The organism is Kribbella sp. NPDC006257, assembly GCF_040613535.1.
In the GTDB taxonomy this organism is placed as follows: domain Bacteria; phylum Actinomycetota; class Actinomycetes; order Propionibacteriales; family Kribbellaceae; genus Kribbella.
Genome location: NZ_JBEXSJ010000005.1, coordinates 45984 through 72952, shown reverse-complemented (window position 1 = coordinate 72952; position 26969 = coordinate 45984). Strand labels below are relative to the sequence as shown.

At 67.8% G+C, this 26969-nt stretch carries 23 protein-coding genes and 1 pseudogene; 17 read left to right on the top strand and 7 right to left on the bottom strand.

Translation table 11 applies throughout. The features are described 5' to 3' along the window. Positions 1-15 precede the first annotated feature (15 nt). From ABZ004_RS08135 to vanX, 3 genes are read left to right on the top strand one after another with little or no spacing between them, the layout of a single operon-like run. The gene (locus tag ABZ004_RS08135) at positions 16-975 is read left to right on the top strand and encodes a D-isomer specific 2-hydroxyacid dehydrogenase family protein (protein WP_355679058.1); all 960 of its coding nucleotides are present in this window, start codon (positions 16-18) and stop codon (positions 973-975) included. Then, positions 968-2008, top strand: a complete 1041-nt coding sequence (gene vanA, locus ABZ004_RS08130) for a D-alanine--(R)-lactate ligase (protein ID WP_355679057.1) — start codon at positions 968-970, stop codon at positions 2006-2008. The genes ABZ004_RS08135 and vanA overlap by 8 nt, the downstream gene beginning before the upstream one ends. After that, positions 2005-2613, top strand: a complete 609-nt coding sequence (gene vanX, locus ABZ004_RS08125; RefSeq protein WP_355679056.1) for a D-Ala-D-Ala dipeptidase VanX — start codon at positions 2005-2007, stop codon at positions 2611-2613. Before vanA ends, vanX begins: the two co-directional genes overlap by 4 nt. Here vanX and ABZ004_RS08120 read toward each other — a convergent pair. Continuing rightward, positions 2606-3121 carry a GNAT family N-acetyltransferase gene (locus ABZ004_RS08120; RefSeq protein ID WP_355679055.1) on the bottom strand — a complete coding sequence of 172 codons (516 nt, stop codon included), beginning with the start codon at positions 3119-3121 and terminating at the stop codon, positions 2606-2608. The genes vanX and ABZ004_RS08120 overlap by 8 nt on opposite strands. Positions 3122-3244: 123 nt before the next feature. Between ABZ004_RS08120 and ABZ004_RS08115 the strand changes: the two genes are divergently transcribed. The 3 genes from ABZ004_RS08115 (at position 3245) to ligA (ending at position 8586) form a co-directional block, all read left to right on the top strand. Then, positions 3245-4843 carry a DHA2 family efflux MFS transporter permease subunit gene (locus ABZ004_RS08115; RefSeq protein WP_355679054.1) on the top strand — a complete coding sequence of 533 codons (1599 nt, stop codon included), beginning with the start codon at positions 3245-3247 and terminating at the stop codon, positions 4841-4843. 1531 nt (positions 4844-6374) lie between these two features. Then, the gene (locus ABZ004_RS08110; RefSeq protein WP_355679053.1) at positions 6375-6569 is read left to right on the top strand and encodes a DUF1398 family protein; all 195 of its coding nucleotides are present in this window, start codon (positions 6375-6377) and stop codon (positions 6567-6569) included. Between the two features lie 19 nt (positions 6570-6588). Continuing rightward, on the top strand, positions 6589-8586 hold the full coding sequence (gene ligA / locus ABZ004_RS08105) for an NAD-dependent DNA ligase LigA (RefSeq protein WP_355679052.1): 1998 nt from the start codon (positions 6589-6591) through the stop codon (positions 8584-8586). Here the strand turns inward: ligA and ABZ004_RS08100 are convergent. Next, positions 8583-8987 (bottom strand): VOC family protein, encoded by a 405-nt coding sequence (locus ABZ004_RS08100; RefSeq protein WP_355679051.1) that lies wholly within the window; start codon positions 8985-8987, stop codon positions 8583-8585. The genes ligA and ABZ004_RS08100 overlap by 4 nt on opposite strands. A gap of 140 nt (positions 8988-9127) precedes the next feature. On the opposite strand from ABZ004_RS08100, the gene ABZ004_RS08095 reads away from it, so the two are divergent. Continuing rightward, the gene (locus ABZ004_RS08095; RefSeq protein WP_355679050.1) at positions 9128-9850 is read left to right on the top strand and encodes a class I SAM-dependent methyltransferase; all 723 of its coding nucleotides are present in this window, start codon (positions 9128-9130) and stop codon (positions 9848-9850) included. Between the two features lie 2 nt (positions 9851-9852). On the opposite strand, the gene ABZ004_RS08090 is transcribed toward ABZ004_RS08095, so the two are convergent. Continuing rightward, positions 9853-10851 (bottom strand): helix-turn-helix domain-containing protein, encoded by a 999-nt coding sequence (locus tag ABZ004_RS08090; RefSeq protein ID WP_355679049.1) that lies wholly within the window; start codon positions 10849-10851, stop codon positions 9853-9855. Between the two features lie 67 nt (positions 10852-10918). Here ABZ004_RS08090 and ABZ004_RS08085 point away from each other — a divergent pair, with 67 nt between their 5' ends. From ABZ004_RS08085 to ABZ004_RS08075, 3 genes and pseudogenes are all read left to right on the top strand, one after another. Continuing rightward, entirely contained in the window at positions 10919-11827 is a 909-nt protein-coding gene (locus tag ABZ004_RS08085; protein WP_355679048.1) for an aldo/keto reductase, read from the top strand. Positions 11828-11978: 151 nt separating this feature from the next. Further along, positions 11979-12095: pseudogene (locus tag ABZ004_RS08080) on the top strand (helix-turn-helix domain-containing protein); the annotation flags it as partial. Positions 12096-12194: 99 nt separating this feature from the next. After that, on the top strand, positions 12195-12698 hold the full coding sequence (locus ABZ004_RS08075) for a DUF6790 family protein (RefSeq protein ID WP_355679288.1): 504 nt from the start codon (positions 12195-12197) through the stop codon (positions 12696-12698). Between the two features lie 29 nt (positions 12699-12727). Here ABZ004_RS08075 and ABZ004_RS08070 read toward each other — a convergent pair whose 3' ends face one another. Beyond that, a complete protein-coding gene (locus tag ABZ004_RS08070; RefSeq protein WP_355679047.1) occupies positions 12728-12955 on the bottom strand; it encodes a hypothetical protein in 228 nt (75 codons plus the stop codon). Between the two features lie 213 nt (positions 12956-13168). On the opposite strand from ABZ004_RS08070, the gene ABZ004_RS08065 reads away from it, so the two are divergent. Then, positions 13169-14608, top strand: a complete 1440-nt coding sequence (locus ABZ004_RS08065; RefSeq protein WP_355679046.1) for an alkaline phosphatase PhoX — start codon at positions 13169-13171, stop codon at positions 14606-14608. A gap of 83 nt (positions 14609-14691) precedes the next feature. Next, positions 14692-15792, top strand: coding sequence for a hypothetical protein (locus ABZ004_RS08060; RefSeq protein ID WP_355679045.1), 1101 nt, complete (start codon positions 14692-14694; stop codon positions 15790-15792). Here the strand turns inward: ABZ004_RS08060 and ABZ004_RS08055 are convergent. Then, the gene (locus ABZ004_RS08055; protein WP_355679044.1) at positions 15780-18674 is read right to left on the bottom strand and encodes a BTAD domain-containing putative transcriptional regulator; all 2895 of its coding nucleotides are present in this window, start codon (positions 18672-18674) and stop codon (positions 15780-15782) included. The genes ABZ004_RS08060 and ABZ004_RS08055 overlap by 13 nt on opposite strands. 94 nt (positions 18675-18768) lie before the next feature. Here ABZ004_RS08055 and ABZ004_RS08050 point away from each other — a divergent pair, with 94 nt between their 5' ends. Genes ABZ004_RS08050 through ABZ004_RS08040 form a run of 3 tightly spaced genes read left to right on the top strand, consistent with a single transcriptional unit; the run spans position 18769 to position 23314 of the window. Then, complete coding sequence (locus ABZ004_RS08050; protein WP_355679043.1) at positions 18769-20763, top strand: PEP/pyruvate-binding domain-containing protein; 1995 nt, start codon at positions 18769-18771, stop codon at positions 20761-20763. After that, complete coding sequence (locus ABZ004_RS08045) at positions 20760-21971, top strand: MFS transporter (RefSeq protein ID WP_355679042.1); 1212 nt, start codon at positions 20760-20762, stop codon at positions 21969-21971. The genes ABZ004_RS08050 and ABZ004_RS08045 overlap by 4 nt, the downstream gene beginning before the upstream one ends. Then, positions 21968-23314, top strand: a complete 1347-nt coding sequence (locus ABZ004_RS08040) for an ATP-grasp domain-containing protein (RefSeq protein ID WP_355679041.1) — start codon at positions 21968-21970, stop codon at positions 23312-23314. Before ABZ004_RS08045 ends, ABZ004_RS08040 begins: the two co-directional genes overlap by 4 nt. 6 nt (positions 23315-23320) lie before the next feature. Here the strand turns inward: ABZ004_RS08040 and ABZ004_RS08035 are convergent, their stop codons facing one another. After that, positions 23321-23914 (bottom strand): hypothetical protein, encoded by a 594-nt coding sequence (locus ABZ004_RS08035; RefSeq protein ID WP_355679040.1) that lies wholly within the window; start codon positions 23912-23914, stop codon positions 23321-23323. Positions 23915-23929: 15 nt separating this feature from the next. Further along, on the bottom strand, positions 23930-24943 hold the full coding sequence (locus tag ABZ004_RS08030) for a LacI family DNA-binding transcriptional regulator (RefSeq protein ID WP_355679039.1): 1014 nt from the start codon (positions 24941-24943) through the stop codon (positions 23930-23932). A gap of 172 nt (positions 24944-25115) precedes the next feature. On the opposite strand from ABZ004_RS08030, the gene ABZ004_RS08025 reads away from it, so the two are divergent. Both ABZ004_RS08025 and ABZ004_RS08020 read left to right on the top strand, forming a co-directional pair. Then, complete coding sequence (locus ABZ004_RS08025) at positions 25116-26063, top strand: ABC transporter permease subunit (protein WP_355679038.1); 948 nt, start codon at positions 25116-25118, stop codon at positions 26061-26063. Next, positions 26060-26968: a carbohydrate ABC transporter permease gene (locus tag ABZ004_RS08020; RefSeq protein ID WP_355679037.1), complete on the top strand. Its 909-nt coding sequence runs from the start codon at positions 26060-26062 to the stop codon at positions 26966-26968. Before ABZ004_RS08025 ends, ABZ004_RS08020 begins: the two co-directional genes overlap by 4 nt. Position 26969 lies beyond the last annotated feature (1 nt).

Genomic DNA, 26969 nt, shown 5'->3' with positions numbered 1-26969 from the left:
AAGGCAGTGCCGCCGATGGGTATCACGATCTTCGGGTGCGGAGCCGACGAAGCCGCGCTGTTCCGCGAACTGGCGCCCCGGTTCGGCGTCGTACCGACCATCACCACGGCGGCCGTCTCCGAGGCCAACTGTGAACTTGCCTTCGGCAACCGATGCATCAGCGTCGGCCACCGGACCCCGATCAGCAACCCGACCCTGCTCGCGCTCAGCCGGGCCGGCGTGACCTACATCTCGACCAGGAGCATCGGTTACAACCACCTCGATGTCGCGTACGCCGAACAGGTCGGCCTCGAGGTCGGGAACGTCGCCTACTCGCCGGACAGCGTGGCCGACTACACCCTGATGCTGATCTTGATGGCGATCCGCCATGCGAAAAGCATTGTCCGCCAGACGGATCTACACGACTACCGGCTGAATGATGCCCGCGGCAAAGAACTCCGCGACCTCACCGTCGGCGTGATCGGCACCGGCCGGATCGGTACTGCGGTCCTCCACCGGCTCCGCGGCTTCGGCTGCCGGACGCTCGCGTACGACGTACGCCCGGAAGCCGTCGCGCAGTACGTCCCACTGGACGAATTGCTGCAGGACAGCGACATCGTCACCCTGCACACCCCGCTCGACCCGCGGACCCACCACTTGCTGAACCGGCAACGCATCGAGCAGCTGAAGCCCGGCGCGATCGTCGTCAACACCGGGCGCGGCGCACTCATCGACACGCCCGCGTTGCTCGAAGCAGTGGAAAGCGAGCGGCTCGGCGGAGCAGCCCTCGACGTCCTGGAAGGCGAAGACGGCATCTTCTACACCGACTGCCGCGACACCGCCATCCAGAACGAACCGCTCCTGCGCCTGCAGAAACACCCCAACGTGCTGATCAGTCCGCACACCGCCTATTACACGGACCGCGCACTCCGCGACACCGTGCAGAACTCCATCCTCAACTGCCTGAACTTCGAAAGCAGGAAGCAGCATGGCTAAGGTCAAAATCGGCATCCTCTTCGGCGGCCAATGCGAAGAGCACCCGGTCTCCGTCAAGTCCGCACTGGAGGTTGCGCGGAATCTCGATTCCGAGAAGTACGAGCCCTACTACGTCGGGATCACCAAGAACGGCGTCTGGAAGCTCTGCGACGCCCCGGGGGCGAACTGGGAGACCGGCAACTGCAAGCCGGCCGTACTGTCACCGGATCGCGGCGTCCACGGTTTGCTGGTGCTCGATCAGGGCCGGTACGAAACGATCGAACTCGATCTGGTGCTGCCTGTTCTCCATGGCAAGTACGGCGAGGACGGTGCCATCCAGGGTTTGCTGGAACTCTCCGGCATTCCCTATGCAGGCTGTGGAATCCCGGCCTCGGCGTTGTGCATCGACAAGGCCCTTACCTATCTCGTGGTGGGCGCCGCGGGCATCGCCACGCCGAAGTTCTGGATCGCCACACCGGACGACAAGGTCGACGCCGACGACCTCCCCTACCCGGTCTTCGTCAAACCGGCCCGCTCCGGTTCGTCGTTCGGCGTACGGAAGGTGGAACACTCCGGTGAGTTGGAGAGCGCGATCGAGACGGCCCAGCAGTACGACTCGAAGGTGCTGATCGAGGAAGCCGTGGTCGGCAGCGAGATCGGTTGCGCCATCCTGGGCAACGACCTGGATCTGATCGCCGGCGAGGTGGACCGGATCGCGCTGACCGGCGGCTTCTTCCGGATCCATCAGGAGGACTCGCCGGAGACCGGTTCCGAGAACTCCTCGTTCATCGTGCCCGCGGACATCCCGGCCGAGTCGCGTTCACTGGTCCGGGAGACCGCGAAGACGATCTATCGAGCGCTCGGCTGCACCGGGCTCGCCCGGGTCGACCTGTTCCTCACCGACGACGGGAAGGTGATCCTCAACGAGGTCAACACGCTGCCCGGGCTCACGTCGTACAGCCGCTATCCACGGATGATGGCGGCGGCCGGGCTCTCGCTGGGCGAAGTGATCGACCGGGTGGTGTCGCTGACCTTGACCGGGCGGATCCGATGAAGACCGACTTCGTCTTCGTCGACGAGGTGGCAAGCGGGATCCGCTGGGATGCCAAGTACGCCACCTGGGACAACTTCACCGGCAAACCGGTCGACGGCTATCTGGCCAACCGGATCGTCGGTACGACGGCGCTCTGTACTGCGCTGGCACGGGCTCGTGAGAAGGCCGGGCTGCTCGGATTCGGTCTGCTCCTGTGGGACGGCTACCGTCCGCAGCGCGCGGTCGACCGGTTCGTGCGCTGGTCGGAAGAGCCGGAGGACTGCCGGACGAAGCCGCGGTACTACCCGAACATCGACCGGACGGAGATGTTCTCGAGAGGCTACGTCTCGACCAGATCCGGCCACAGCCGGGGCAGCACCGTCGACCTGACGCTCTTTCACCTGGCGACCGGCGAACTCGCTCAGATGGGTGGTGACCACGACCTGATGGATCCCGTCTCCCACCACGGCGCGACCGGCATCAGCCCGGTGGAGGCGAGAAACCGCGATCACCTCCGCAAGATCATGGAGGCTTGCGGTTTCAGCGCCTACGAGCGCGAGTGGTGGCACTACACCCTGCGCGACGAGCCCTACCCGGACACCTACTTCGACTTCCCCATCACCTGACTCCAAGCCACTGCTCCGCGCCGTACTCCTCGAAACGCTTCACCTCGGCGAACGCGAGCTTCGCGGCGACGCGCATCGACTGGTCGTTGGCGGTCTGAGTACAGAGCACCACCGACTCACCCGGAAACACACCGGCGAACCAGTCGAGCGCCGCCGCGCACGCCTCAGCGGCGTACCCGAACCCCCAGGCCTGCGGCAGGAACATGTAGCCGAGTTCGATGTCAGGCCCGACTTGGTGGGGGTGCTCCGCGCCGAGCTGGTCGAGCATCACGATGCCGATCATCGCGCCGTCGAGATCGACCAGGAAGAGGCCGGGCCGCCGGTTCGGTACCTCGGGGATCGTCTGTTCGAGCTCCTCGCGCGGCCGGGCGCCGCCGAGGTAGGTGCCGACTTCGGGGGAAGCGAAGAGGTCGATGATTCCTGCCCGATCGCGCAGCTCGGGCTCCCGTAGTACGAGGCGGTCGGTCCTGATCGCGGCGGGCGGCCAGACGGATTCGAGCTCAGGCATGCTCTGGAACCTACCGGCCTGGTCCTGTGAGCAGACGGCAGCGTCGGTGCGGAATGTGCTCGTGCGGGACCCGGAGTGGAGCGTAATGTCGGCTGCGACGAGATGCCTGCCGAGGGGGAAACCTTGAGCCAGCCAGCTGCACCAACAGAATATCCGGATGAGATCGACGGCGCCGTATTGAAGATCGCCGGCGTCGTGGTCCTCGGGGCGATCATGTCGATCCTCGACATCACCGTGGTCAACGTCGCCCTGCCGACCTTCCAGGACGAGTTCGGTTCCGCCGACAGTCCGATCGCCTACTCTCACGTCGCTTGGACCGTCACGGCGTACACGCTCGCGCTCGCGACCGTGATCCCGCTGACCGGCTGGGCCGCCGACCGGTTCGGCACCAAGCGGCTCTACATGACCGCGATCTTCCTGTTCACCGCCGGCTCCGCGCTCTGCGCGACCGCGACCAGCATCGACATGCTGATCGGCTTCCGGGTCCTGCAGGGCCTGGGCGGCGGCATGCTGATGCCACTCGGCATGACGATCATGACCCGGGCCGCGGGACCGAAGCGGATGGGCCGGCTGATGGCGATCCTCGGCGTACCGATGCTGCTCGGGCCGATCCTCGGACCGATCCTCGGCGGCTGGCTGATCCAGGTCGCTAGCTGGCACTGGATCTTCCTGATCAACCTGCCGCTCGGCATCGCCGCGCTGATCTACGCCTACTTCGCGCTGCCCCCCGACACGGCCCACCGGTCGGAGTCGCTCGACCTGCTGGGCGTGGTGCTGATGTCCCCCGGACTCGCACTGTTCCTGTTCGGCGTCTCCTCGCTCCCGGCCGAGGGCGGTGACTTCGGCGCCCCGCGGGTCTGGGTGTCGATGCTGATCGGCGTACTGCTGATGGGTGCCTTCGTCTGGCACTCGTTCCGTCCGGAGCACCCGCTGCTCGACCTGCGGCTGTTCCGCGACCGCAACCTGACCGTCTCGATCGTGACGATGTTCCTGTTCGCGGCGGCGTTCTTCGGTGGGCTGCTGCTGGTGCCGACCTACTTCCAGCAGATCCGTGGTGAGTCCACGCTGCACGCCGGACTCCTCGTGGCGCCGCAGGGCCTCGGTGCGATGGTGACGATGCCGATCGCCGGCCGGCTGGTCGACAAGATCCCGGTCGGCCGGATCATCCCGGTCGGGCTGGCGCTGATCATCGTCGGGATGTTCGGGCTCACCCAGATCACCGAGAACACGTCGTACGGGCTGATCATCGTGATGCTGGTCGTGATGGGCTTCGGCATGGGCGCGACGATGATGCCGCTGTTCACGACAGCGCTGCGGACCCTGTCGGGGGCGCAGATCGCGCGCGGATCGACGCTGCTCAACATCACCCAGCAGATCGCCTCGTCGGTCGGCGTGGCGACGATGTCGGTCATCCTGACCAACCAGCTCAACGACTCGCCGATCGTCCCCGGAACCGACCAGATCCCGGCACTCGGCGGCGGACTCCGCGAGACCCAGGCAGCGATCATCTCCAACACCCGCCCGGATACGGTCGCCCAGCTCCATCTCGATCCGGCAGCGATCGCCCGAGGCCTGGCCGACGCCGCCTCGTCCTTCGCCCACACCTACTGGGTGGCGTGGTCGTTGGTCGTCCTCACCGTGATCCCGGCCCTGATGCTTCCCCGCAAGGTCTCCCAGTCAAACCTCGCCGGCGAAGACGGCCCACCCATCGTCGTCCACTGAAAGTCGTCCACCAACAACGGAGCTCCGGTACGGCGTACGTCGTATCGGAGCTCCCTTTTTTGTCGGCCTCACCCCCGGAAGTGCTCCTGGTGGGCGGTCTCCGCTGCGGAATTGTGCTGGTCGAGCCGGTGGGTATCAAGGGCGCCTCCGGCGTCCCTCCGGGATCTTCGACCCTTGACACCCACCACCTCGACCAGGGAAGTACCCAGCTACGCGAATCCCGCCAGACGCGTGAGCCCGAGGAGCGTCGATCGCCGAAGCCGCCCAGGTGCTGGCTGCGTCGCCGGCCCCGGCCGCATCGAACGCGAGGGTCCGTGCTGCAGACCGACAGAACCACACCGCCGTACGACGTGGCCGCCTCCACCACCACCGAATGCTCACCGCACCCAGACCACACCCGACGAACCAACCTCACCCTCCAACCTCCAGCCGACTCACCCCGCCCGATCCCACCCGCACCGGCCGGCCGACTCCACCCGCACCACCCGATCCGCTCCACCCGACCGGCTCCCCCCACCCCGGTTGCGACCGGCTCCACCCGCACCACCCGCACCACCCGACCGGCTCCCCCCACCCCGGTTGCGACCGGCTCTGCCCGCACCCTCGACCGGCTCCACCCACCCGCTGAATCGCCCCCGCACCGGCTGGTCGGTCCGCGACCGGCGAAACCGGCGCGCAGGACGAAACGACCGCCGCACCCCTCACCTTGGCCAGCCCCGCGACCGTCGACACCACTTTGCCGGAACCAGTCCGGCGGCGACCGAGCACATCCTTGCCAGCCAGCGAGTCCGAGCGAGCATCCAGTCCTGGACGACCGTGTGGACCAGCGAAGAAGCGGCATCGCTCCGCCTATCGGGGTTCACCCCCTGCAATGGAAGGGGGTTGAGCACCACAAGAGGAGCGGAGCACACCGAGAGCGAAGTGAACCCGGGCGGAGTGTAGGGAACTCGGCCGGCGTGACGGGCAGCCGGAGTGTAGGAAACCCGGCCGGCGTGACGGGGCAGCCGAAGCGAAGGAAACCCGGCCGGCGTGACGGGGCAGCCGAAGCGAAGGAAACCCGGCCGGCGTGACGGGGCAGCCGAAGCGAAGGGAACTCGGCCGGCGTGACGGGCAGCCGGAATGACGGGAGCCGGCGGCTGGATCCCACCATCACCGAGGTACAGGGACGGGGCGAGTGCGTCGGCATCGATCGCGCGGGCACCATCACCGGCGTACCGATGGACAGGAGGTATCGGGGTCGGGAGGGCGGGGGCACGCTCAAGTCGGGTCGGGCGGAGGGGGAAATGGTGGATACCTCCTGTCCGTCGGTACGGCAGGCGGCGCGTTTCTGCGTGAAGTGGTTCGGTTCGGGGGTGGGCAGTCAGTTCCGGGCAGGGTGAGGCGCGGGACAGTACGCCAGCCAGGAAGTGGTCCGGGACGGGGCACGGATGGCGCGGAAAGGGTGACCGAGGTCGTTGGGTGGAAAGAAAACAATCGGCATTTCCAAATTTGTTACCAGTTAAGGGGTCGGGTGGGGTGACGAGGTTTTGCGGTGACGTCGGTTGGGGATCGCTCGGTGGTGGTTGAGCAGCTTCGCTTGCATGGGGAGGGGGTTAGTTCGTACGTCGAGATCTCGTGGGCGCTGGCTGCTGCTGGGGTTGCGAAGTGGAGCTTCGATGCGGAGCGGCTGGGCATCACGTATTACGACTCGGCGGGGCTGGTTTTGGTCTCGGAGGCTGTCGGTTGATCCCTGTAGGGTCCTGAGCGTGGACGTTGGGGAGCGGATTCAGGAACTTGCCGGGCGGATCGTGGAGCTGCGCGATGCGTATTACCGGGGTGCGCCGGTGGTCGCCGACGCGGAGTACGACGTGGTCGAGGACGAGCTGCGGGCGCTGATCGAGGCGAACCCGGAGCTGGCGCCCGATCCGAATCCGCTCGACCAGGTGGGCGCGCCCGCAGTACTGCATGCGCCGGTCCGGCACTCGCGGCCGATGTTGTCGCTGGAGAAGGCGACCAAGCCCGAGCAGGTGGAGGCGTTCTTCGCGCGCTTCCCGGGTCAGTCGGTCGTCGTCATGCCGAAGCTGGACGGGTTGTCGCTGGCGCTCGTCTACGAGAACGGGAAGCTCGCCCGGGCGATCACCCGCGGCGACGGTACGACGGGCGACGACGTGACCCCGCTAGTCCGGGCGCTCGCCGACGGGGTCCCCGAGCGCCTCGACGTACAGGGCCGGATCGAGGTGCGCGGCGAGGCGGTCATGTTGCGCTCCACCTTCGCCGCCTACAACAAGGCGCACCCGGACAAGCCGCTGATCAACCCGCGGAACGCCGCGGCCGGCACGCTCCGGGCGAAGGACCCGGCGACCGTTGCCGAGCGGCGTCTGCAGTTCCTCGCGTTCGACCTGCTGAGCGAGCCCGACAACACCGACGCCGATCTCGAGAGCGCGCTGCGCACGATGGGGTTCACCGGGGCCGACATGCGGCACTGTGACGACGCCGCCGCGGCGCAGGACGTCATCACGACGATCGAGCAGCAGCGCAACGAGCTGGACTACGACCTGGACGGCGCCGTACTACGGCTCGCCGACCGGGACGCCTTCGCCGCGGCCGGCACGCGATCCAGTTCGCCGCGCGGCGCGCTGGCCTTCAAGTTCGCCGCCGAGGAGAAGACCACCGTGCTCCTGGACGTGGTCTGGGACGTCGGCAAAACCGGCAAGATCGCGCCGGTCGCCTGGCTCGAGCCGGTGTTCGTCGGCGGTACGACGGTCACCCGCGCGACGCTGGCCAACCAGGAAGTGATCCGCGCCCGCGGCATCAAGATCGGCGACACGGTGCTGGTACGCCGGGCGGGCGACGTGATTCCCTTCGTGGCCGGCGTACTGGACGCCTCCAAGCGCACCGGCGCCGAGCAGGACATCGTGCCGCCGACCGTCTGTCCGTCTTGTGCGCAGGAGCTGACCGAGCAGGGCAACAGCCGCGAACTGTTCTGCACCAATGTCGCCTGCCCCGCGCAGACGGTACGCCGGTTGATCCACTGGGCCTCCCGAGCCGCCGCGGACATCGACGCGATCGGTGGCGTCTGGATCGAGCGGCTCGCCGAGGCGGGGATCCTCGAACACCCGTCGGACTTCTACCAGCTGACCAAGGAGAAACTGCTGGAGTTCGACCGGATCGGCGAGGTCTCGGCCGCGCGGATGATCGACTCCATCGACGCCAGTCGCCAGGTCGGGCTGCGCCGGGCGATGATCGGCCTCGCGATCCCGATGGCGTCCGAAGGGACCGCGACCAGGGTCTGCCGGGCGGGCTTCGGTTCGCTGGAAGAGGTCGCCGATGCGGGGGTCGACGGTCTGGTCGCCGTGGAAGACATCGGCCCGAAGGTCGCGGCGTCGCTGATCGAGCACCTCAACCGGCTCCGGCCTGAACTCGAGCGCCTCCGCGCAGCCGGCGTATCGCTCGACGTCCGCGACGAAGACCTGCCTCCAGTCGTCGTGGCCGGTGCCCCGCTGGCCGGCAAGACGGTGGTCGTCACCGGCTCGATCAGCGACCCACGTTCCGGCGAAAAGGTCACCCGCCCAGCTTTCCAGCGCCTGTGCGAGAAGGCCGGCGCGACCATCGCCTCGTCCGTCTCCGCCAGCACCGACTACCTCATCACCGGTGCCGACGTAGGCGCCGCCAAACTCACCAAGGCTGAAAAGCTGGGCGTCGAGGTCGTCGACCAATCCGAGATCTGGCAACAACTCCAAGCCGCCGACCTCCTCCCCCGCTAGTGTCCTGAGTCCTCTCCCAACTCCGTAAAGAGAGTGAGCTGGATGCCGCCGGGGGTTTCCAGGCGGGCGTTGAGGGAGTTCCAGGGGGTGCGGGTGGGTGGGGCGATGACGGTGGCGCCGGCTTCGGCGAGTTGGGTGGTGACGGCGGCGGAGTCGTCGACCTCCAGCGCGACGCGGAACTTGCCGGCGACTCGCCGGCCGACCTCGACACGGTCGATGAAGTCGGCCTGGTTCGGGTCGGCGATCTCCAGGGTTGCCCGGCCGGCCTCCAGAATCATCACCCGGCCGTCCTCGGACGAGTACGACTCGCGTTCGGTCAGGCCGAGCACGTCGCGATAGAACGCCACCGCGTCGTCGTAGTCCGGGGCGGTGACCACCAACCGCAGTTCCTTCACACCCATCTGCGAACCTCCAAAATCTGAGTCAGAGGACCTAAGTCTGCCTGCCCGAAGAGGCACGAGTTGTGGTCGTCCGGACCAGCATCAACCATCCGCCCGATCACGCCAGGCAAACTCGGTGCCAACCGACTCTGGGGGAATCGATGGAGACCTACGCGACGCTTGCCGACCGCTACGACCAGTGGAATCTCACCATCGCCGGTCAGTTCCAGAAGCAGGCGATCCTGGCGGAGGTCCGAGATCTCACCGGTCGCACGGTTCTCGACGTCGGCTGCGGGACGGGGTTCTACAGTCGCCTGTTTGCCAAGCAGGGCGCGGCACGGGTCGTCGGCGTCGACCTGTCAGAAGAGATGATCGCGGTCGCGAAGACGGTCCCGGACGAGATCGAGTACCTCGTCGGCGACGCGATCCTCGGCGCCCAGGGCGGCCGGTTCGACCTGGTCGCGTCGGTCTGGCTGATCAATCACGCCGAGACCCGGACCGAACTCGAAGCAATGCTCAACGGATTCGCCGCAGCCGGTGACGATCTGCTCCTGGTGACGACGAACGCCGACGCCGACTGGGATTTCCTCGGCAGCGACGCGCAACAGTTCGGCGTACGGCAGCAACCCAACGGTCCCGCCGTCGACGGTCGTCTCCCCTATGTCGCCAACATCTACTACGAAGGCGAGAGCTTCAGCTTCCAGTCCGGCAGCTGGTCCCTCGAGGTCCTCACCGACGCCCTGCACGCCGCCGGCTATCGATCCGTACGCCGTATCGCCCCCACCGGCGACGCCCCCACCGACCTGCTCGCGATGCCACCGTTCATGATCCTCCGCGCAAACACTAAGTGGTCGGCGCCGGAAGTCCTTCGGGGGTTGACGTGAGGTCAGGCGGAGGCGGCTTGAAGAAGGGCTTCGGCTGCGGTGGTGCGGGCGTAGAGGACGGAGCGGCCGGCACGGTGGGCGCTGACCAGGCCCGCGTTGCGTAGCGCGGTGAGGTATTGGGATACCCCTGAGGGGGAGAGTCCGGTGCGGTAGGCCAGCTGGGTGGTGGAGGCCGGGATCTCCAACTCGGTCAGCAGCAGGGTCCGCGAGCGGCCCAGTACGGCGGAGAGCGTGTCGGCTCGTGTAACGGGCCGCGTCTGCCAGAGCGAGCCGACACCGCGCGCCGGGTAGGCGAGTTGGGGCGGGTCCGGCGGCGTCGTTCGGGTGCGCAGCCCAGTACCGGTGAAGGCCGAGGGGATCAGCAGCAGTCCCGTGCCTGCCGTCATGCGGGTCAATGGCTGCTTTCGGCGAGCCATCCGCAGCGCGTTGCCGTCCCAGCTCAGCGACGTGTGCAGGTCGTTGAGGAGGTGGCCGGTGCCGTGCTCGGCGGCCTGGCGGGCCCGGTAGAGGATATCTGCGTCCAGGACTGCCCGGATTCGTGCCCAGTAGGGGGCGAGTGCCAGCTCCCAGTACGCTTCGATCTCTCCTGTGACCTTGGCCAGGAGGCCCTGTGGGTCGTTGTGCAGGGCTCGTAGCCGGGGGCCGAGGTTTCCCTGGTGGCGGGCCAGGTGGTCGAGGTCATGGCGTACCCGGTCGGCGGGCGAAGCCCGGATCGCGTCCCGCTCTGCCGCCGGGGTGGGGGCCGGCCCGGCGGGGGCCGGGTTGAGGAAGTCGGGGACGTAGCCGCCCGTGGGCGGGATCAGCTCGCAGAGCCAGCCCCGGTCCAGCCCGGCGGCCACCATACGCGGGCGTACCTGGTCGGCCCAGGGTCGGTGGACCGGATGCGTAGTGCCGGACCTCAGCAGTCGGAAGCTGGGTGCGATCTCCCACATCGGTGAGACGGCGAACCGCACTTGCGCCAGATCGCTCGTCGAGAACGTCAGCTTTGCCAGGACAACCACTCCTCAATGGATTCAGGTATGTATGAATTAATGGCGGGCCAGCCTACCGTGCGGAGATCATCCCGCCATGACCTCACAGACGATCACCGCGGCGGCATCAGGCACCTGGAAGCTCGGCGACCTGACGGTCAACCGGGTCGGTTTCGGCGCGATGCGTCTGCCACAGCACGGCGAGGCGTTCGCGGCCGATGCCGTCCCGCGCGACCGCGACCAGGCGATCGGTGTGCTGCGCCGGGCGGTCGAGCTCGGCGTGAACCACATCGACACCGCCGCGTTCTACTTCTCGCCGCTGCGCTCGGCCAACGAGCTGATCAACCAGGCGCTGGCCCCCTACCCGGACGACCTCGTCATCACCACCAAGGTCGGACCGGGCCGCGACCCCTCGGGCCAGTGGCTGGCGCACGCCACCCCCGAGCAACTGCGCGGCCAGGTCGAGGAGAATCTGCGCCAGCTCGGCCGCGACCACCTCGACGTGGTGAACCTGCGTATCGTCGGCACCGACTCGATCGCCGAACGCTTCGGTGCACTCGCCGAACTGCGCGAGGCCGGACTCATCCGCCACCTGGGCCTGTCCAACGTCCGCCCCCACCACCTCGCCGAGGCCCAGACCATCGCACCGGTGGTCTGCGTCCAGAACATGTTTGGCATCGGCGCATCACCCGAGCAGAAGGAATTCCTGGACATCTGCGGTGAACAACGCATCGCGTTCGTGCCGTTCTACTCGATCGCCGGCACCGGACGCACCGCCGGCGCGACCACCGACCACAGCCCGCAGGTGCACGCCATCGCCAGCACCCACGGCGTGAGTACAGCCCAGATCCGGCTCGCGTGGACCCTGCACCAGGGCTCCCACGTCCTGGCCATCCCCGGCACCGGCGACCTCGACCACCTCGCCCAGAACGTCGCCGCCGGCTCCCTGCACCTGTCCGAGGACGAACTCACCGCCCTGGACCCCCTCCACCACGAGACGGCATGAGCAAGGCCCCCATGGCATTGTGATCCAGTTCTGCTGATCGGCCTGCCTGCCTTGCCTGTTCATGCCGCCCGCCCCATAACTCTGACGGCCGCCGAGCGGCAACGGTTGAAGAAGACGGCCCACGGTCACAACTCCGCATCAGGCCAGGGTCCGGTCACAGATCGTGCTCCTGGCAACCCGGGGCAGGTCCAACGCGCGGATCGCTGTCGAGGTGGGAGTGCACGTGGACACCGTGCGCACCTGGCGGGCCCGGTTCGCCGACGGCGGCCTGCCGGCCCTGGCCTGCCAGCTCCCCGCCGAGACCGGGGTGCCGCTGGGCCTAGAGGGTGTGAACACACCTTCGTACGTCTTCCAATCTGCGTTCCCGATGATCTGGCTCGGCGTCGCCGTCGTCGGCGCAACCGTCCACAGCAGGCGCCTTCCAGCCGGCCGCGCCCGGCTGGAGATCTGGCAGCGTTGGTGGGCGCTCGGCGCGCTGGGCTTGGGAAGTCTCTGGATGTTCCTGTCGTTCGCCGGCATGTTCCTCTGGGGTGCGGTGATCGGCCACGTCTACCAATCGTTCGCGAACGGCGACCACGCAGCCGGCAACACTGGCGGCGTCCTGATCTACGACCTGCTCATCCCCGCCCTGATGATCGTCCTCGCCAAGCGGTCGCTGCGATCGGACACCGAACAACCGGGACTGGATGTGCCGTCCGTCGGCTCCGGCGACGCCGTGGACCCCGAACTGATCGCGGCGATCCCGGAGTGGGCCGAGCTGCCCGCCGTACGGGCCGGGCAGGTACTGCCCTGGAACCCGGAGCCGCCGCTCACCTTCCAGGCCGCGGCGGCTTCGGCCGACGCCCTCACCAAGGCGATCGACCACCACTAAGAACTTCAGAGCACGTGCAGAAGCTCAGCTCAGAGCACGTGGAGTTTGTCGAAGGGGGCGGTGACGCGGAGGAGTCTGCCACCGCCCAGGTCGACGACGACGGCGTGCGTGCCTTCGACCGCGGTGATGCGGCCGAGGCCTTCCTTGTCGTGCGAGACCCGGTCGCCTTCCTCGAACGTCTTGATCGGGGTTGGCTCCCTAGGCTTGAAGGGACTCGTGGACAAGTGACGACGCGTCGTCGCGCGGGAGGGCTCCATCTCCCCCAGTATGCGCCCATCCCCCGCCATCCGCATGCCCCAGTCACCAACCCGATACATCCCCAGCCCTGAACCCCCTGCGCGCCGGTCTCGGACAGTAGTCGGACCCTCACCGCCAGGGGTGTAGGTGACTGTTCAGGTTTTGTTTGCCTGGGCGCCGTTGGGTCGGTGAAGGATCGGCGTGCTGAGTCCGTCGTTGTAAGGAGCACCAAGATGTCCCTCGACCGCCGTTCCGTACTCCGGGGCGCTGCCGCCACGGGCGCCGGGTTCGCCGCCGTCGGCGCCATGCCCTCGCTCGCCCAGGCGACGCCCGAGGCGGAACCCGCCGCGCGGCCGTTCGCTACCCACCGGCCGTTCCCGCCGCTGATGGACGACCCGAAGGGCCTTCTCGCGCTGCCGCCGGGCTTCAAGTACACGATCGTCACCCAGGCCGGCCAGACCAAGCTGAAGAGCGGCCACCCGACCCCGGAGCTGCACGACGGTACGGCGGTGTTCAGCGCCGGCGGCAAGCAGTACACGCTGATCCAGAACCACGAGATCGGCGCCGCCTCCGCGCTCGGCGTACCGCAGATCCCCGGCACCGTGTACGACGAGGGTGTCGGCACGGCCGGCGGCTGCACGGTCATCTCGGTCGACCGGGACGGCACGAACCACGGTGAGTGGGTCGGCATCTCCGGCACGCTCACCAACTGCGCCGGCGGTCCCACGCCGTGGGGCACCTGGATGACGTGCGAGGAGACCGAGAAGAAGGCCAACGGCACCACCATCCTGAAGGACCACGGCTACGTCTTCGAGGTCTGGGGCGACGGCAAGACCGCGCACCCGGTGCCGCTCAAGGCGCTCGGCCGGTACGCCCACGAGGCGCTCGCGATCGACCGGGACAAGCAGCACATCTACCTGTCCGAGGACGCGTCCGGCCCGAACGGATCCTTCTACCGCTGGACCGCCCCGGCCGGTTACCGGCTCGGCAAGGACAGCTGGAAGGACCTGCAGGCTACAAGTTTCGGCACTCTGGAAGCGATGGCGATACTCAACGACGACGGCAAGCCGATCCCGGACGTCGCCTACCTGACCTCGGCCCAGCTGCTCCGCCCGTTCCGGGTCGCCTGGGTGCCGGTGCCCGACCGCGACGCGGTCACGGTCTCCACCCGCAAGCAGTTCACCGACGGCCAGGTCACCCGCGGCAAGAAGTTCGAGGGCGTCTACGGCACCCACGACGGCGTCTACGTGGTCAACTCGTTCGCCAAGATCGGTACCACCGACATCCCGGCGGACGGCGTACCGCACGAGGGCATGGTCTGGTTCTACAACTACAAGTCGGCGACCATCCAGCTGGTCACCTACTTCCCGGCGAACCCGGCCGCCGACAAGGGCGCCACGGCGCGGTACGACGACTTCAACTTCGACGCGCCGGACAACGTCACGGTCACCCCGTGGGGTTCGCTCGTCCTCGCCGAGGACGGTCTGGCCAGCAGCCACGTGCTGAGCGCGACTCCCGGCGGCCCGGCGTACGCGATCGCCCGGAACATGCTGAACGACTCCGAGTTCACCGGCCCGACCTTCTCCGAGGACGGCAAGGTGCTCTTCGTCAACATCCAGACCCCGGGTATCACGCTGGCCATCACCGGCCCCTGGCGCGACTACCTCGGCTGAGCACAGCAATCAGCGGGGGTTCAGGCCGAGCCTGAGCCCCCGTTCTCAGACCTCCCTCAGCAAAAGCAGTGCACACTAGTCCGATGGGGGCAGTAGCAGGGGGAAACAGAAGGACCAGGCAAGCGGTCGTAGCGACCGCTCTGCTCGTCGCGATCGCGATCGTCGCCGTACTGGTGATCCAGCACCGCAGATCCGGCGACCAAGGCACCAGTGCCCCGAGCCCATCCCGTACGCCGCCCAGCTGCACCTTGTCGGACAAGCTGGTCCCGTCCTGCGGAGTCCTGTTCGGCGCCGCCGCGAACCCGCTCGGTGACGAGTCCTGGGACGAGGGACTGACCTCGTTCGAGAAGACGATCGGCCGCACGGTCGACATCGCGCACTACTACAACGCCAGCCCTGAGTTGTTCCCGACGGCCGACATGATCCAGCGCGCCCGCGAACCGGGGAAGAAGCGGCTGCTGATGCTCAACTGGAAGCCCGAGATGGGCCGCACCTGGGCGCAGGTGGCGGCCGGCGACCCGACCGTCGACGCGGCGATCGACGCCGAGGCGGCGTACCTGAAGAAGACCTTCCCGGAGAAGTTCTACCTCGTCATCCACCATGAACCCGAGGACGAGGTCCTCCCGCAGGCCGGGTCGGGGATGACCGCTACCGACTACCGGGCGATGTACCGCCATGTGGCGCTCCGGCTCCGCCAGCACGGCGTGACCAACGCGGTGTTCGTGATGAACTACACGGGCTCGGCCAGGTGGGGATCCGCGCCCTGGTTCAGCCAGCTCTACCCCGGCGACGACGTGGTGGACTGGATCGCCGAGGACCCCTACATTTTCGGCGATCACCCGGACTACTGGTCCGATCTGGCCACCGCGGTGAACCGGCGCGACCCGGCCCACCCGACCTGGCCCGGCTTCTACAACTGGGCCATCACCAACCACCCGGACAAACCGCTGATGCTCGGCGAGTGGGGTATCGACGAGCAGTCGATCGGCACCAAGTCGAAGGCCGGCCTGATCTCCGGTATCCAGGCCAGCCTCCGCCAACGCCCCCAGCTCAAGGCCCTCGTCTACTGGAACGAGAGCCGCGTCGACCCGATCGGCGAGACCCGCCTCGACTCCTCCCCCGCCGCCGAGAAGGCCGCCCGCGCCGTCTTCTCCAAAGGCTCGCTCAAACGTCAACTCGGCTGACCGTCAACCGCACCGGCCGATGGCATTGATCGGCCGGTGCTGTGGTGCTCCTCCAGTTCGGCGAGGTGTTGCTGGAAGGCGGCCTCGAACTGGGCGTCTCCCCTGGCCCGCGCCTTCTCGACCACGGCCCGGATGATCTCGCGACCGCTCTCGAAGTCGCCGTTCGCAAACGCCAGACTCGCCTTCGCCGGGCGCAACTGGACCTGGACGGGCCACGGCTCGACCTCGAACCAGCTCTCCACCTCGGCGATGAGCTGAGCTGCTTCGGCCACCCGGCCTCGACGGATCGCGACCCTCGCCAGCACGGCCGTCGGCCAGGCGAGGTGGTAGTAGCTCGACACCGACCGGAAGTTGGCCATCGCCTGGCGAAGCAGCTGTTCGCTCTCGTCCAGTTCGCCGAGTTCCAGCTTGATCTCGCCCAGGATCGACAGGTCCTGCCCCACCGACATGGTGCCGGGCACGGAGATCTCCAGCACCTTCTCGAGGGTCGCCACGGCCCTGGTGTAGTCGTGCAGATCCGTGTAGCCGGAAGCCATGTGACGCAGTACGACGGGACGCATCAACTCCAGCTCGCCCGATGCGTCGACGATGGCCAGCGCCCTGGCGCAGTACCCGAGCGCCTCCTCCGTTGCCCCGGACCACCGGGCGCCGTGATTCATCTCCAGCAGAGCTCGCAGCTGCAGGTCCGGCGAACCCGATCGGTTCGCCAGTTCGAGGAGTCGCTCTCCCTCTCGCAGCATCTCCAGCGGAGGGCGGTGATAGGCGTGTGTCACCGCGATCTCCGTCCGGACCGCGAGCTCGAACGGCCCGGTCACCCGCAGAGCATCCCGGGCGGCCTCCAGCACTGCGATTCTCGGCTCGAGTTGCTCCGACGCCAGGTAGTAGTTGTTGACGTGCAACGCCAGCAGCCCGGCAAGTTCGATCTCGCCGGTCCGGACCGCGGCGAAAGCGGCCGCATTGATCAGCTGCCACGAACGACTGAACCAGGACGTCGGGTCGTCGGCCAGCACCTGCTCGGCCCCGGGCAACGTCGGCCTGTCCGGAACGGAGAGATGAGCAGTCAGCGTCAAGCCGTGGTTCAACTTCTTGTCCGCCAACGCCGTCAGCCGATGAACAGCCGCCAGGTAACGCTTCCGTGGCGCATCCCCGTCACCCGCCTGGGCAAGCCGCTCGGCCGAATAGGACCGGACCAGGTCATGCATCTTGTACTGCTGATGACCAACAGGCTCGACCAGACCGAGATCGATCAGCCGGCCGAAGGTCGCCACGCCGGCCGGTTCGTCGCGGTCGAGCAACGGCGCCGCCACCCAGGAGGGGAACTCCGTGACGCCGATCAGCGACAGGCAGTCGAAGAGCCGACGCGCGTCCGGGTCCGCCAGGGTCAGCGTGCGATCGAGACTCGTCCGTACGGCGAGGTCGCCGGCGACCAGCGAGTCGAGGCGCTGCTCGTCGTCCGCGAGCGCACCGACCAGCGTCTCCAGTGCGTCATCACCGGACAGAGCCAGCCGGGAACCAACGATCCGCAAGGCCAGCGGCAGTCCGGCACACTCCCCCGCGACCGTGTCGACCGTCGCCTTGTTGTCGCGCAGAGTCCGGCCGATCAACTGGGTGAGCAGGCCGCGGCTCGTCGCTTCGTCGAGCGGGGTCACCTGCCGGTGCGAGGCCGTCGTCAACTCGCGCAGTGGCCGTCGCGAGGTCACGATGGCGGCGCACCGAGGGCCTGTCGGCAGCAGTGGTTCCACCTCGTCGACATCGAGCGCATCGTCCAGTACGACGAGGATGCTGCGCTCCGCAGTCCGTTCCTGGAACAGTCGGGCCCTGTCCTCGACCGAGTCCGGAACCGGCTTCACTCCGAGAGAGCGCAACATCCGTCCGAGCAACGTCCCAGCCGGTACCGCTGTCCCGTCCACATCCTGCAGCCGCGCGAACAACTGTCCATCGGGGAAGGCTTCGGCGACCAGATGACCGATCCTCGTCCCGGCCGCCGACTTGCCGACTCCGGCACCGCCCCACAGGCAGTAGACCGGCGCCCGATCGAGGTCGGTCCGCGTGAGTTCGGCGGTGCCCTCAGCCAGCAGGTCGTCCCGTCCGAGCAGCAGCGAGATGTCCACCGGCAGCTCTCGCGGAACGTCGTCGCGAACCTGAGCTGACGCTCGTTGCAGCAAACTCGGGTCGTCCCGGAGGATCGCGAGCCGCAGTCGGCGTACGGCGGGCGCCGGGTCGAGCCCGAACTCGCCGGCCAACCGGTCTGCCAGCTCGGAGTAGGCGGCGAGCGCCTCGGCCTTCCGACCGGCCCGGTAGAGCGCCGTCATCCAGGCGACCACCAGCCGCTCCCGCAACGGAGACGCGGCGACCAGACCGGCCAGCTCGGTCGCCAGCGACTCGTGCCGGCCGGCCGCGAGGTCGGCGGCGATCCGGTCTTCTTCCGCAGTCCGGAGTTCCTCTTCCAGACCGGCGCACAGCCGCTCCCGCGCGTCACCGGACACCAGGTCGGCGAGCGGCTGCCCGCGCCACAGATCGAGCGCCGTCCGCAAACCGTCCGCCCGCTCGACCGGATCCGCCGTACGCCGCGCTTGCTCGGCCAGCTGCCGGAAGCGAACGAGGTCCACGGTCTCCGGATCGACCTCGACGGCGTACCCGGCGGAAGTCCCCCGGATGCGGAGCCCGGCCTTGCGCAAACGGGACACGTACACCTGGACAGCCCCGCGCGCATCGCTCGGCGGATCGTCCGGCCACAGCAGGTCGACGAGCTCCGCGACGCTGACCAATTCATTTGCCTTGAGCAACAAAGCCGCCAGCAGCAGCCGTTCCTGGCGGCGCAGGCCACGCACCTCGCTGTCGCCGTCGGAGATTTCGAAGGCTCCCAGCAGCCGGAATTCCATACGCCGCACTGTAGTGCGCGAGTGGGGTGATTGTGCTCACAGAGGGTTACGCAAACTACCGTGGGTGGCCGCCTTCACCTTATTGTGATCTCTCGTGTCTACCGCCCCTACACACCAAAAGCTGACCGCTGTCGTTCCCTCTCTTCCCGGTGATCGCCTTACCCTGGTTGATTTCTCGGGCCTCGCCACCACCGTGGCGGGCTACCCCTACGTGAAGCTCGTACTGGATCAGGAGACGGCCACTGTCCACCTGATCGACGGTGCCGAGCGGATGCTGCATGTGCAGTACGTCGGGGAGCGGATCCTCGGGATGACCCGCGCCGAGCTGGCCCGGAACCTGGATGCCTTCAACGACTCCGTCTACCGCGCCGACGACCGCCGGTTCCTGCTCGGCACCCTCGCGCTGCACGACCGCCCGGAGTACGGCGGGCTGTTCTTCTCGCTGGAGACCGTCGAGGTCGACACCATGGGCGCCGACCTGCTCCGGTCGTTCTACCGCACGGTTCGCACGCTGGTCGACGATGCCGTGCCGGTGCTGCTGAAGCCCGCGAACCACTTGCAGGAAAGCTTCCTGGTCGACGACATCCCCCGGATCCTCGCGCACGAGTTGTACTCGACCGCGTCGTACGTGCCCCTGAACCCCGGTACGACGACCGGCCGGCTACGCGTGCTGACCTCCGAGGACGCCTATCGCGCCGAGCCCGTTCGCTGGCACGACATCCTTGTGATGGAACGGATGCCGGACGACATCCCACGCGTCTCGGGACTGATCAACGCCCGGCACACCACCCCGCTGTCGCACACCAACGTGCTCGCGGCCGGCTGGGGCATCCCCAACGCGATCCAGCTCGGTGCGCTCACCGATCTCGCCGACCTGGACGGCCGCTGGGTCGAGCTGGTCGTGGACCCGGCCGCCGCCGAGCTCGCGGTGCACCCGATCGACCGACCCGAGTCCGTCGACGCCGGCCCGCCGTGGGCCGTCACGCAGGTCGACATCGGCAAGCCCGACCTGGCCGCCGCGCAGATCCTTCCGCTGGAGCAGCTGCGCTCGACCGACGCCCACCGGTTCGGCACCAAAGCGGCGAATCTCGGCGAGCTGACCGCCGTACTGCGGGACGGATCCCCTGACTGGCTTGGGTTCTACGAGGCGCCCCGACCACCGCGGCCGCATCTGCTCGAGTATCTCGCCCGGCACCTGGGGGTGACCGGCACCGACACTGCCGAGTTGTCCCAGGCCGCGAGCCGGCTCGTCAAGGAGCACGTCGTCGTGCCGCGCGGGATCGCGCTGCCGTTCGCGTTGCAGCAGCAGTTCCTGGAGTCGTCGCCCGCGGTCCAGCAGACCATCGGCAAGCTGAAGATGGCGCTCGCACTCGGCGGCGAGATCGACGAGCTCTGCGCCGAACTGGGCGGCCTGATCCGTAGTACGCCGCTGCCGGCCGAGCTGCGCACGCTGATCGAGGACGCCGTACTGCGGCATCTCACCGGGGCCGGCCGGGTCGTCGTCCGGAGCTCGTCCAACGCCGAAGACCTGATCGGCTTCTCGGCCGCCGGGATCTACGAGTCGGTGCCGTCGGTGGAGTCGGTCGAGGACGTCGTCGAGGCGATCCAACGGGTCTGGGCCTCGCTCGTCACGACCCGCGGCGTGCTGCTCCGCGACGAGGCCGGGATCGGGCTCGACGACTGCTTCATGGGGGTCGTCATCCAGCAGCAGCTCGACGGGCAGCTCGGTGGCGTGATGGTCACCGCGAACCCGCTGGATCGCCGCGACTTCCGCTCGGTCCTGCTGAACCTGGTCCGCAACTCGGCCGACGACAGCTCTGTCGACGATGTGGTGTCCGGCACCCGGGACCCGCTGCAGCACCTCTACAACACGATGGAAGGCGGCAGCCGTACTGTCGCTCTCGGTGCCGAGGCGACCGACGTGGACGACGCGGCCAAGGTGACGCTCGGCCGGCTCGCGCTGATCGGACGCCTGCTGCAGGCGCACTTCGCTGATGGTGATGTCGATGCTCCGGTGGATGTCGAGTGGCTCGTCGACGGCGACCGGATCGTGCTCTTGCAATGCCGTCCTTACCAGCTCGCCGCGTGACCCCGCGGACTCCCGGAGCGACGCGGGTCATTCGTCGCTACAACGCCTTCCAGCTGTTCGCCGGACTGCTCTGGTGGCTGCCGGTCTTCTATGTGTTCCAGCGCTCCGCCGGGCTCTCGGACCAGCAGATCTTCTCCATCCAGAGCATCTTCTACCTGGCGTTCTGCCTGCTCGACATCCCGACCGGGATGATCGCCGACCGGTTCGACTACCGGCGCTGCCTGCAGGGCGGCGCGACCATCCTCGTGGTGGCGAACCTGATCCCGGTCTGGCAGCCGACCTTCGCCGGGTTCCTGGCTCAGTTCCTGCTGATCGCCTTGGCACACTCGCTGTTCTCCGGAGCCGGGAGCGCCTATCTGTACGAGTACCTGCAGCGAACCGGCAACCAGACGGCGTACCAGGGGGCTGAGGGATCGGCCCGGGCGTGGACGCTGATCGGCCGGATCGTGTGTCTGCCCGCGGCCGGCTTCCTGACCGCGTGGTGGGGTCCGTCGGCGTACGTGCTGTCGGCGGTGACGTGTGGGATCGCGACCGTGATCGCCTTCGGCTTCCCTCGGCTTCCGGGCATCGAGTCGCACAAGGTCGAACCGGTGCTGCCCGCGCTCGCCGGTGCGTTGAGGTCGCTCGCCTCGTCGACGCGGTTGATGCTGCTGATGGCACAAGGGATCGCGATCTTCACCCTGGTCAGGATCGGGCAGGCGAACCTGTTCCAGCCGATCCTGGAGTCCAAACACCTGCCACTGCACTGGTTCGGCGTACTGATGGCTGCGACGACCGTCTTCGAGGTGGCCGGCGCGGCGCGATCCGCAGTACTGGCTCGTTTCGGCCAGATCCGCGTCGTACTGGCGCTGACCGTGCTGATGGCGGTGGCGCTGGCATCAGTCATCCCGCTGGGCCTGGTTGGCACGATGGTCTGCCTCGCGGTGTTCTCGCTCGCGTCCGGCCTGGCCTTCCCGGTGCAGCGCAAGCTGGTCAACTCTGCCATCACCGAACCCGCGCGCCGGGCCACGCTGCTGTCGGTCGAGTCGCTCGCCGACCGCGCGGTCTGCGCGCTGGTGGTCTTCATCCTGGGCGGATTCCTCGCCCGCGGCGCGATGCCGGCCTTCCTGGTCCTGCTCGCGGCCGCCGTCACGGTGGCGATGGTCGTCCTCGCCGTACTGATCAATCGGAGCCGCGACCGCGCGGCCGTCAAGGAGAACCTCGCGTGAAGAAGATCCTCTACGTCTACGTCAAGGGCGGCGCTCCGCTCGAGACCGCGTTCCCCCGGATCGCGGCCTGCGGGGAGCTGCACGTGCTGGCATTGTCGCCGCTTCCCGAAGCAGCCAAGGAGCTCTGGGAACCTTGCTGTACGTCGATCACCGTGCATCCCGGCGGCCTGACTCCCGGCGAACCGGTCGTGTCGGCGATCGTGGACTATGCCCGTGAGCTGGGTGCCGACGCATTGTTCACGCTGTCCGAGTTCGCCGTACTGGCGGTGGCGAACGCGGCCGACCGGCTCGGTCTGGCCGGTGCGGGTCCGGGCATCCGGGTGGCGCGCGACAAGCGGCTGATGCGGCAGGCCTGGCAGGCCGCCGGAGTCCCGATTCCCCGGTTCCGCCGGGTGGACTCGGCCGCCGATCTGCACGGAGCGCTCGCGGCGCTGACTCCGCCGCTGTTGCTCAAGCCTGCTTGGGGTGCCGGCTCCGTGGCCCAGCTCGTGCTGACGTCATCTGCTCAGGTGGACGCCGCCTGGGCGGAGATCGAGGAGGCCCTCGAGCTGGGCGGCCAGGTCGGCATGAACGAGCTGTACGAGCAGAACACCGACGCCGACCGGCTGGTCGAAGAGATCATGGACGGCACCACCGAGGGCTGGTACGACGAGCCCGGGTACGGCGACTACCTGAGCGTCGAGGGCATCGTTGCCAAGGGCAAGTACCACGCACTGGCGATCACCGCCAAGCTGCCGACCGTTCCGCCGTACATCGAGGTCGCCAGTACGTCGCCGTGCGTGCTGCCCGAGCACCTGCAGCGCAAGATCGAGGAAGTCTCCCGGCGGGCGGTCGACGCACTCGGCCTGGACACCTGCGGCACCCACACGGAGCTCAAGCTGCGCGCAGACGGCGAACTGGTGGTGATCGAGGTCGGCGCCCGGTTCGGCGGCCTGCTCACCACCCGCCAGGCCGAGATCGTCTTCGGCCTCGACCCGATCGGCATGCTGATCCGCCAACAACTCGGCGAAGAGGTCGAGTATCCGCCGGCCATGCTGGTCGAGGGTGGCCGCGCGGCCGCGTCGGTCGCTGTCGTGCCGGCCAATGCAGCCGGTACGCCGTGGCGGACGCAGCCGCTGTGGCACCCGGAGCGGGTGGACTGGTCCACGTTGCTCTCCCCCGGCAGCACGATCGAACCTGTGCCGGCCTTCATGTTGCCGGCCGGCACGCGGGTGCCGGCGTTCGATCCGTCGGGCGGCTCGCGCAACTGGCTGGGCGTGTTCCTGCTGACCGCCGTGGACGCCGCGACCCTCCAGCGCGACTGCCGCGCCATCCTCGACGGGCTGGAAGACGCCCTTCGCTAGGGGCTGTCAGGGCAGGAACAGGCGCCACACCGGCAGGTACGCCGGGCGACCGGGCTGTCCGGTCAGGTAGCCGGTCAGCCCGGCGTTGTCCGCGGCCGTGATCTCGGTCGGCGTCTCGCCTTCGTAGAACGACCGGCAGGGTGCGGCCGCATCCCGGCCGCGTTCGAACAAGGCTGGTGCCGGCTTGGCTTCCGCCGTACTGCGTGGGGTCAGGATCCGGTCGCCGAACAGTTCCCAGGCGAAGGGTTCCGGCTCGGCCCAGGCTTTGTCGACGTACGCCTTGGTCGCGGCAGCCCGCTCCGCATCGGTGGCACCCCACTCCGGCGGCACATTGGTGATCAGACCGATCGGTACGCCGAGCGCGCGCAGCAGCCGAAGGTGGTGCAGTGCACCGGGCATGTAGGTCATCTGCCCCGGCACCGTGGTGTTCACCAGCGTGTTGCCGAGATCGAACCAAACCACCGAGCAGACCGGTCGATGCTCTACGGCCGTCGCGGAAGCAGCGGCCGTCGCGGGAGCGGCAGCAGTTGCCGGAGCCGCGGGCAGGAGGAAGGTGGCGGCCGCGCCGAGGGCGACGGCCAGCCGGGCGAGGGATTTCACTGTGCCTCCGGAGAACTACTGGGCGGTGGGAGGTGGTGCAGTGGACTCCCGGAAGATTAGCCGGTTGATGTCCCGGCTGGGCGGCTCCGGCAGCGGGTCGCCCTGGATCTCGGCCAGCAGATGGTGGATCGCATACCGCCCGCGCGCCTCGCGATCGATCGCCACCGTCGACAGCGACGGGCTCGAGAACCGGCCGAACTCCTCGTCGTCCCAGCCGAACACGCTGAGATCGCGCGGCACCTGCCAGCCGCGGGCGAGCGCGCCGCGCACCACTCCCAGCGCGACGCCGTCGTTGCCCGCCACCACGGCGGTCACGCCGCAGTCGTCCGGCAGGCTGGTGATCGCGTCGTACCCGGACTGGGCCGACCAGTCGTCGCCGCCGAGGACTCCGAACGAGCGCAACCCGAGCTCCTCGATCGTCTGGAGGTAGACGCTCTTGCGGTTGCGGGCCGACGTGTGGGTCTGCGCACCGGCCACGTGCAGGAACGTCCGGTGGCCCAGCTCGCTGAGATGCTGGATGATCGCCCGGACCTCGGCGGCGTTGGCGAGCTCGCCTTTCCCGCGCAGATGATCGTCGTAGATGTCGCTCTCGACGATCGGCACCCGGCGCGACCGGCGGCCTGTCCGGCCGATCGAGGAAATCGCCAGAATTCCCTCCACCTGGCCGGATTCGGCCAGGTCGTCGATGCGATCGGCGCGCACCTTCGGGCCACCCTCGATGCTCACGACTTCGACCTGATAACCCGCCTTGTGAGCCGTCTCGAAAGCCGCGGCGAGCAATCTCCCGGGGAAATAGGGACCGGCGGCGAGGACGATCGCCAGCCGGTTGGTCTTCCGGGTCCGCATCGACCGGGCGACCAGGTTCGGGCGATAGTCGAGGGTCTTGATGGCGAATTCGACTTTGACCCTGGTCTTCGGTTTCAGGCTGTCCTTGTCCTGCAGATATCGCGAGACCGTGGTGTGCGAGACCCCGGCCAGGCTGGCCACCTGATGAATGGTCGCCGGTCGTTTCGGCGCTGCTCCTGCCACCTGTCCTCCTCGCGGCCGCACCGGTCACCCGGCGGCGTACGAAGGTTAACACCGTCCGGCCCGGCCGCGACGGATCCGGGGCCGAGGGGTTGACACCCTCCGGAGGCTGCGGTTAAGTACCGGCTCAGAAGTGGATCGATCACTTTTTATAAGGATGGTCCAAGGAGAGCCCGTGACCCGTCTCGACATTGCTTCACCGCCACGCGGCAAATTGTCGATGCTCGCCCGATTACGCCGCGACTACCCGGTTCTGTTGCTCGCTATTCCTGGCATGCTGGTGATCTGCGCGTTCCACTACTACCCGCTCTGGGGTAATGTCATTGCTTTCCAGGATTACCAGCCCTATTTGGGTGTGAGCCAAAGTCTCTGGTCCGGTCTCGGGAATTTCCGGACCATCGTCGACGGCGATCCGGAATTCCTGAACGCGGTCAAGAACACCTTGATCCTGACCGCGATCCAGACGGTGATCGTCTTCCCGGCACCGATCGTCGTGGCACTCGTGCTGCACAGCCTGTTGTCGAACCGGCTCCGCCAGCTCGTCCAGACGATCCTCTACGTCCCGCACTTCATGTCCTGGGTGATCGTGGTCGCGGTCTTCCAGCAGGTGCTCGGCGGGACCGGGATGATCAACAACTGGCTGCGCAGCCACGGGTACGACCCGATCCATGTGATCGGCAACGTCGACGCGTTCCGTGCCCTGCTCACCTCGCAGGTGATGTGGAAGGACACCGGCTGGGCGACGATCCTGTTCCTGGCCGTCCTTTCCCAGGTGGACCGCTCGCTCTACGAAGCCTCCGCCGTGGACGGCGCCGGCCGCTGGCGGCAGACCTGGCACATCACGCTGCCCGGTCTGAAACCGATCATCATCTTGCTGCTGATCCTGAAGCTCGGCGACTCCCTCACGGTCGGATTCGAGCAGATCATCCTGCAGCAGCAGGCGGTCGGGGTCGATGCGAGCGAAGTGCTCGACACCTTCGTCTACAACAACGGGATCATCGGCGGCGACTGGGGGATGGCAGCCGCGGTCGGCCTGGTGAAGAGCGTGGTCGCGCTGACCCTGGTGCTGGCCGCCAACAAGCTCGCGCATCGCCTGGGTGAGGAAGGGGTGTACCGCGGATGAGTCACTCCAAGAGCCAGGTCCTGGTCGGCGGGATGCCGATGCCGGGCCGGGCGGAGCGCATCATCAAGGCCGTCTTCCTCACCGTGATCTGCGCGGTGGTGGTGGTCCCGTTCATCGGGGTGATCTCGACCAGCCTGGCATCCCCCGAGGAGGTGGTCCGGGCCGGCGGGTATGTGATGTTCCCGAAGCACGGCATCGACCTTTCGGCGTACCGGTCGATCCTGTCCGGCGGGACGGTGACCCAGGCGCTCGTGGTGAGCGGCTTCATCACCGTGGTCGGGACGACGCTCGCGTTGCTCCTCACCTGCACGCTCGGCTGGGCCCTGAGCCGGCGGGGAACGTTCGGCAACAAGCCGTTGCTGCTGCTCGTCCTGGTCAGCCTGCTCTTCAATCCGGGGCTGATCCCGAGCTACCTCGTGGTCCAGCAGTTCGGGCTCCTGAACAGCTTGTGGGCCGTCATCCTGCCGGTCTCGGTGAGCGCATTCAACGTGATCGTGGTCCGGGCGTACTTCGCCGGGCTGCCCGCGGCGGTGCTCGACTCGGCCCGGATCGACGGTGCGTCCGAGTGGAAGTTGTTCTGGCACATCGGGCTGCCGCTGTCCAAGGCGGTCGTCGCAGTCGTCGGCCTCTTTTACGGCGTCGGTTACTGGAACAGCTTCTTCGGCGCCCTGCTCTACCTCAACGACAGCAGCAAGTGGCCACTGCAGCTCGTACTGCGGACCTACGTCGTGAACGGCGTCGAGATCGGCGCCCAGGACCTTGGTTCCGCGGGCGAGGCACTGCCACCCCAGACATCCATCCAGATGGCGATCCTGATGATTTCGGTGGTCCCCATCCTGTGCGTCTATCCGTTCATCCAGCGGCACTTCGCCAAGGGCGTGCTGACCGGAGCCGTGAAGGGCTGAG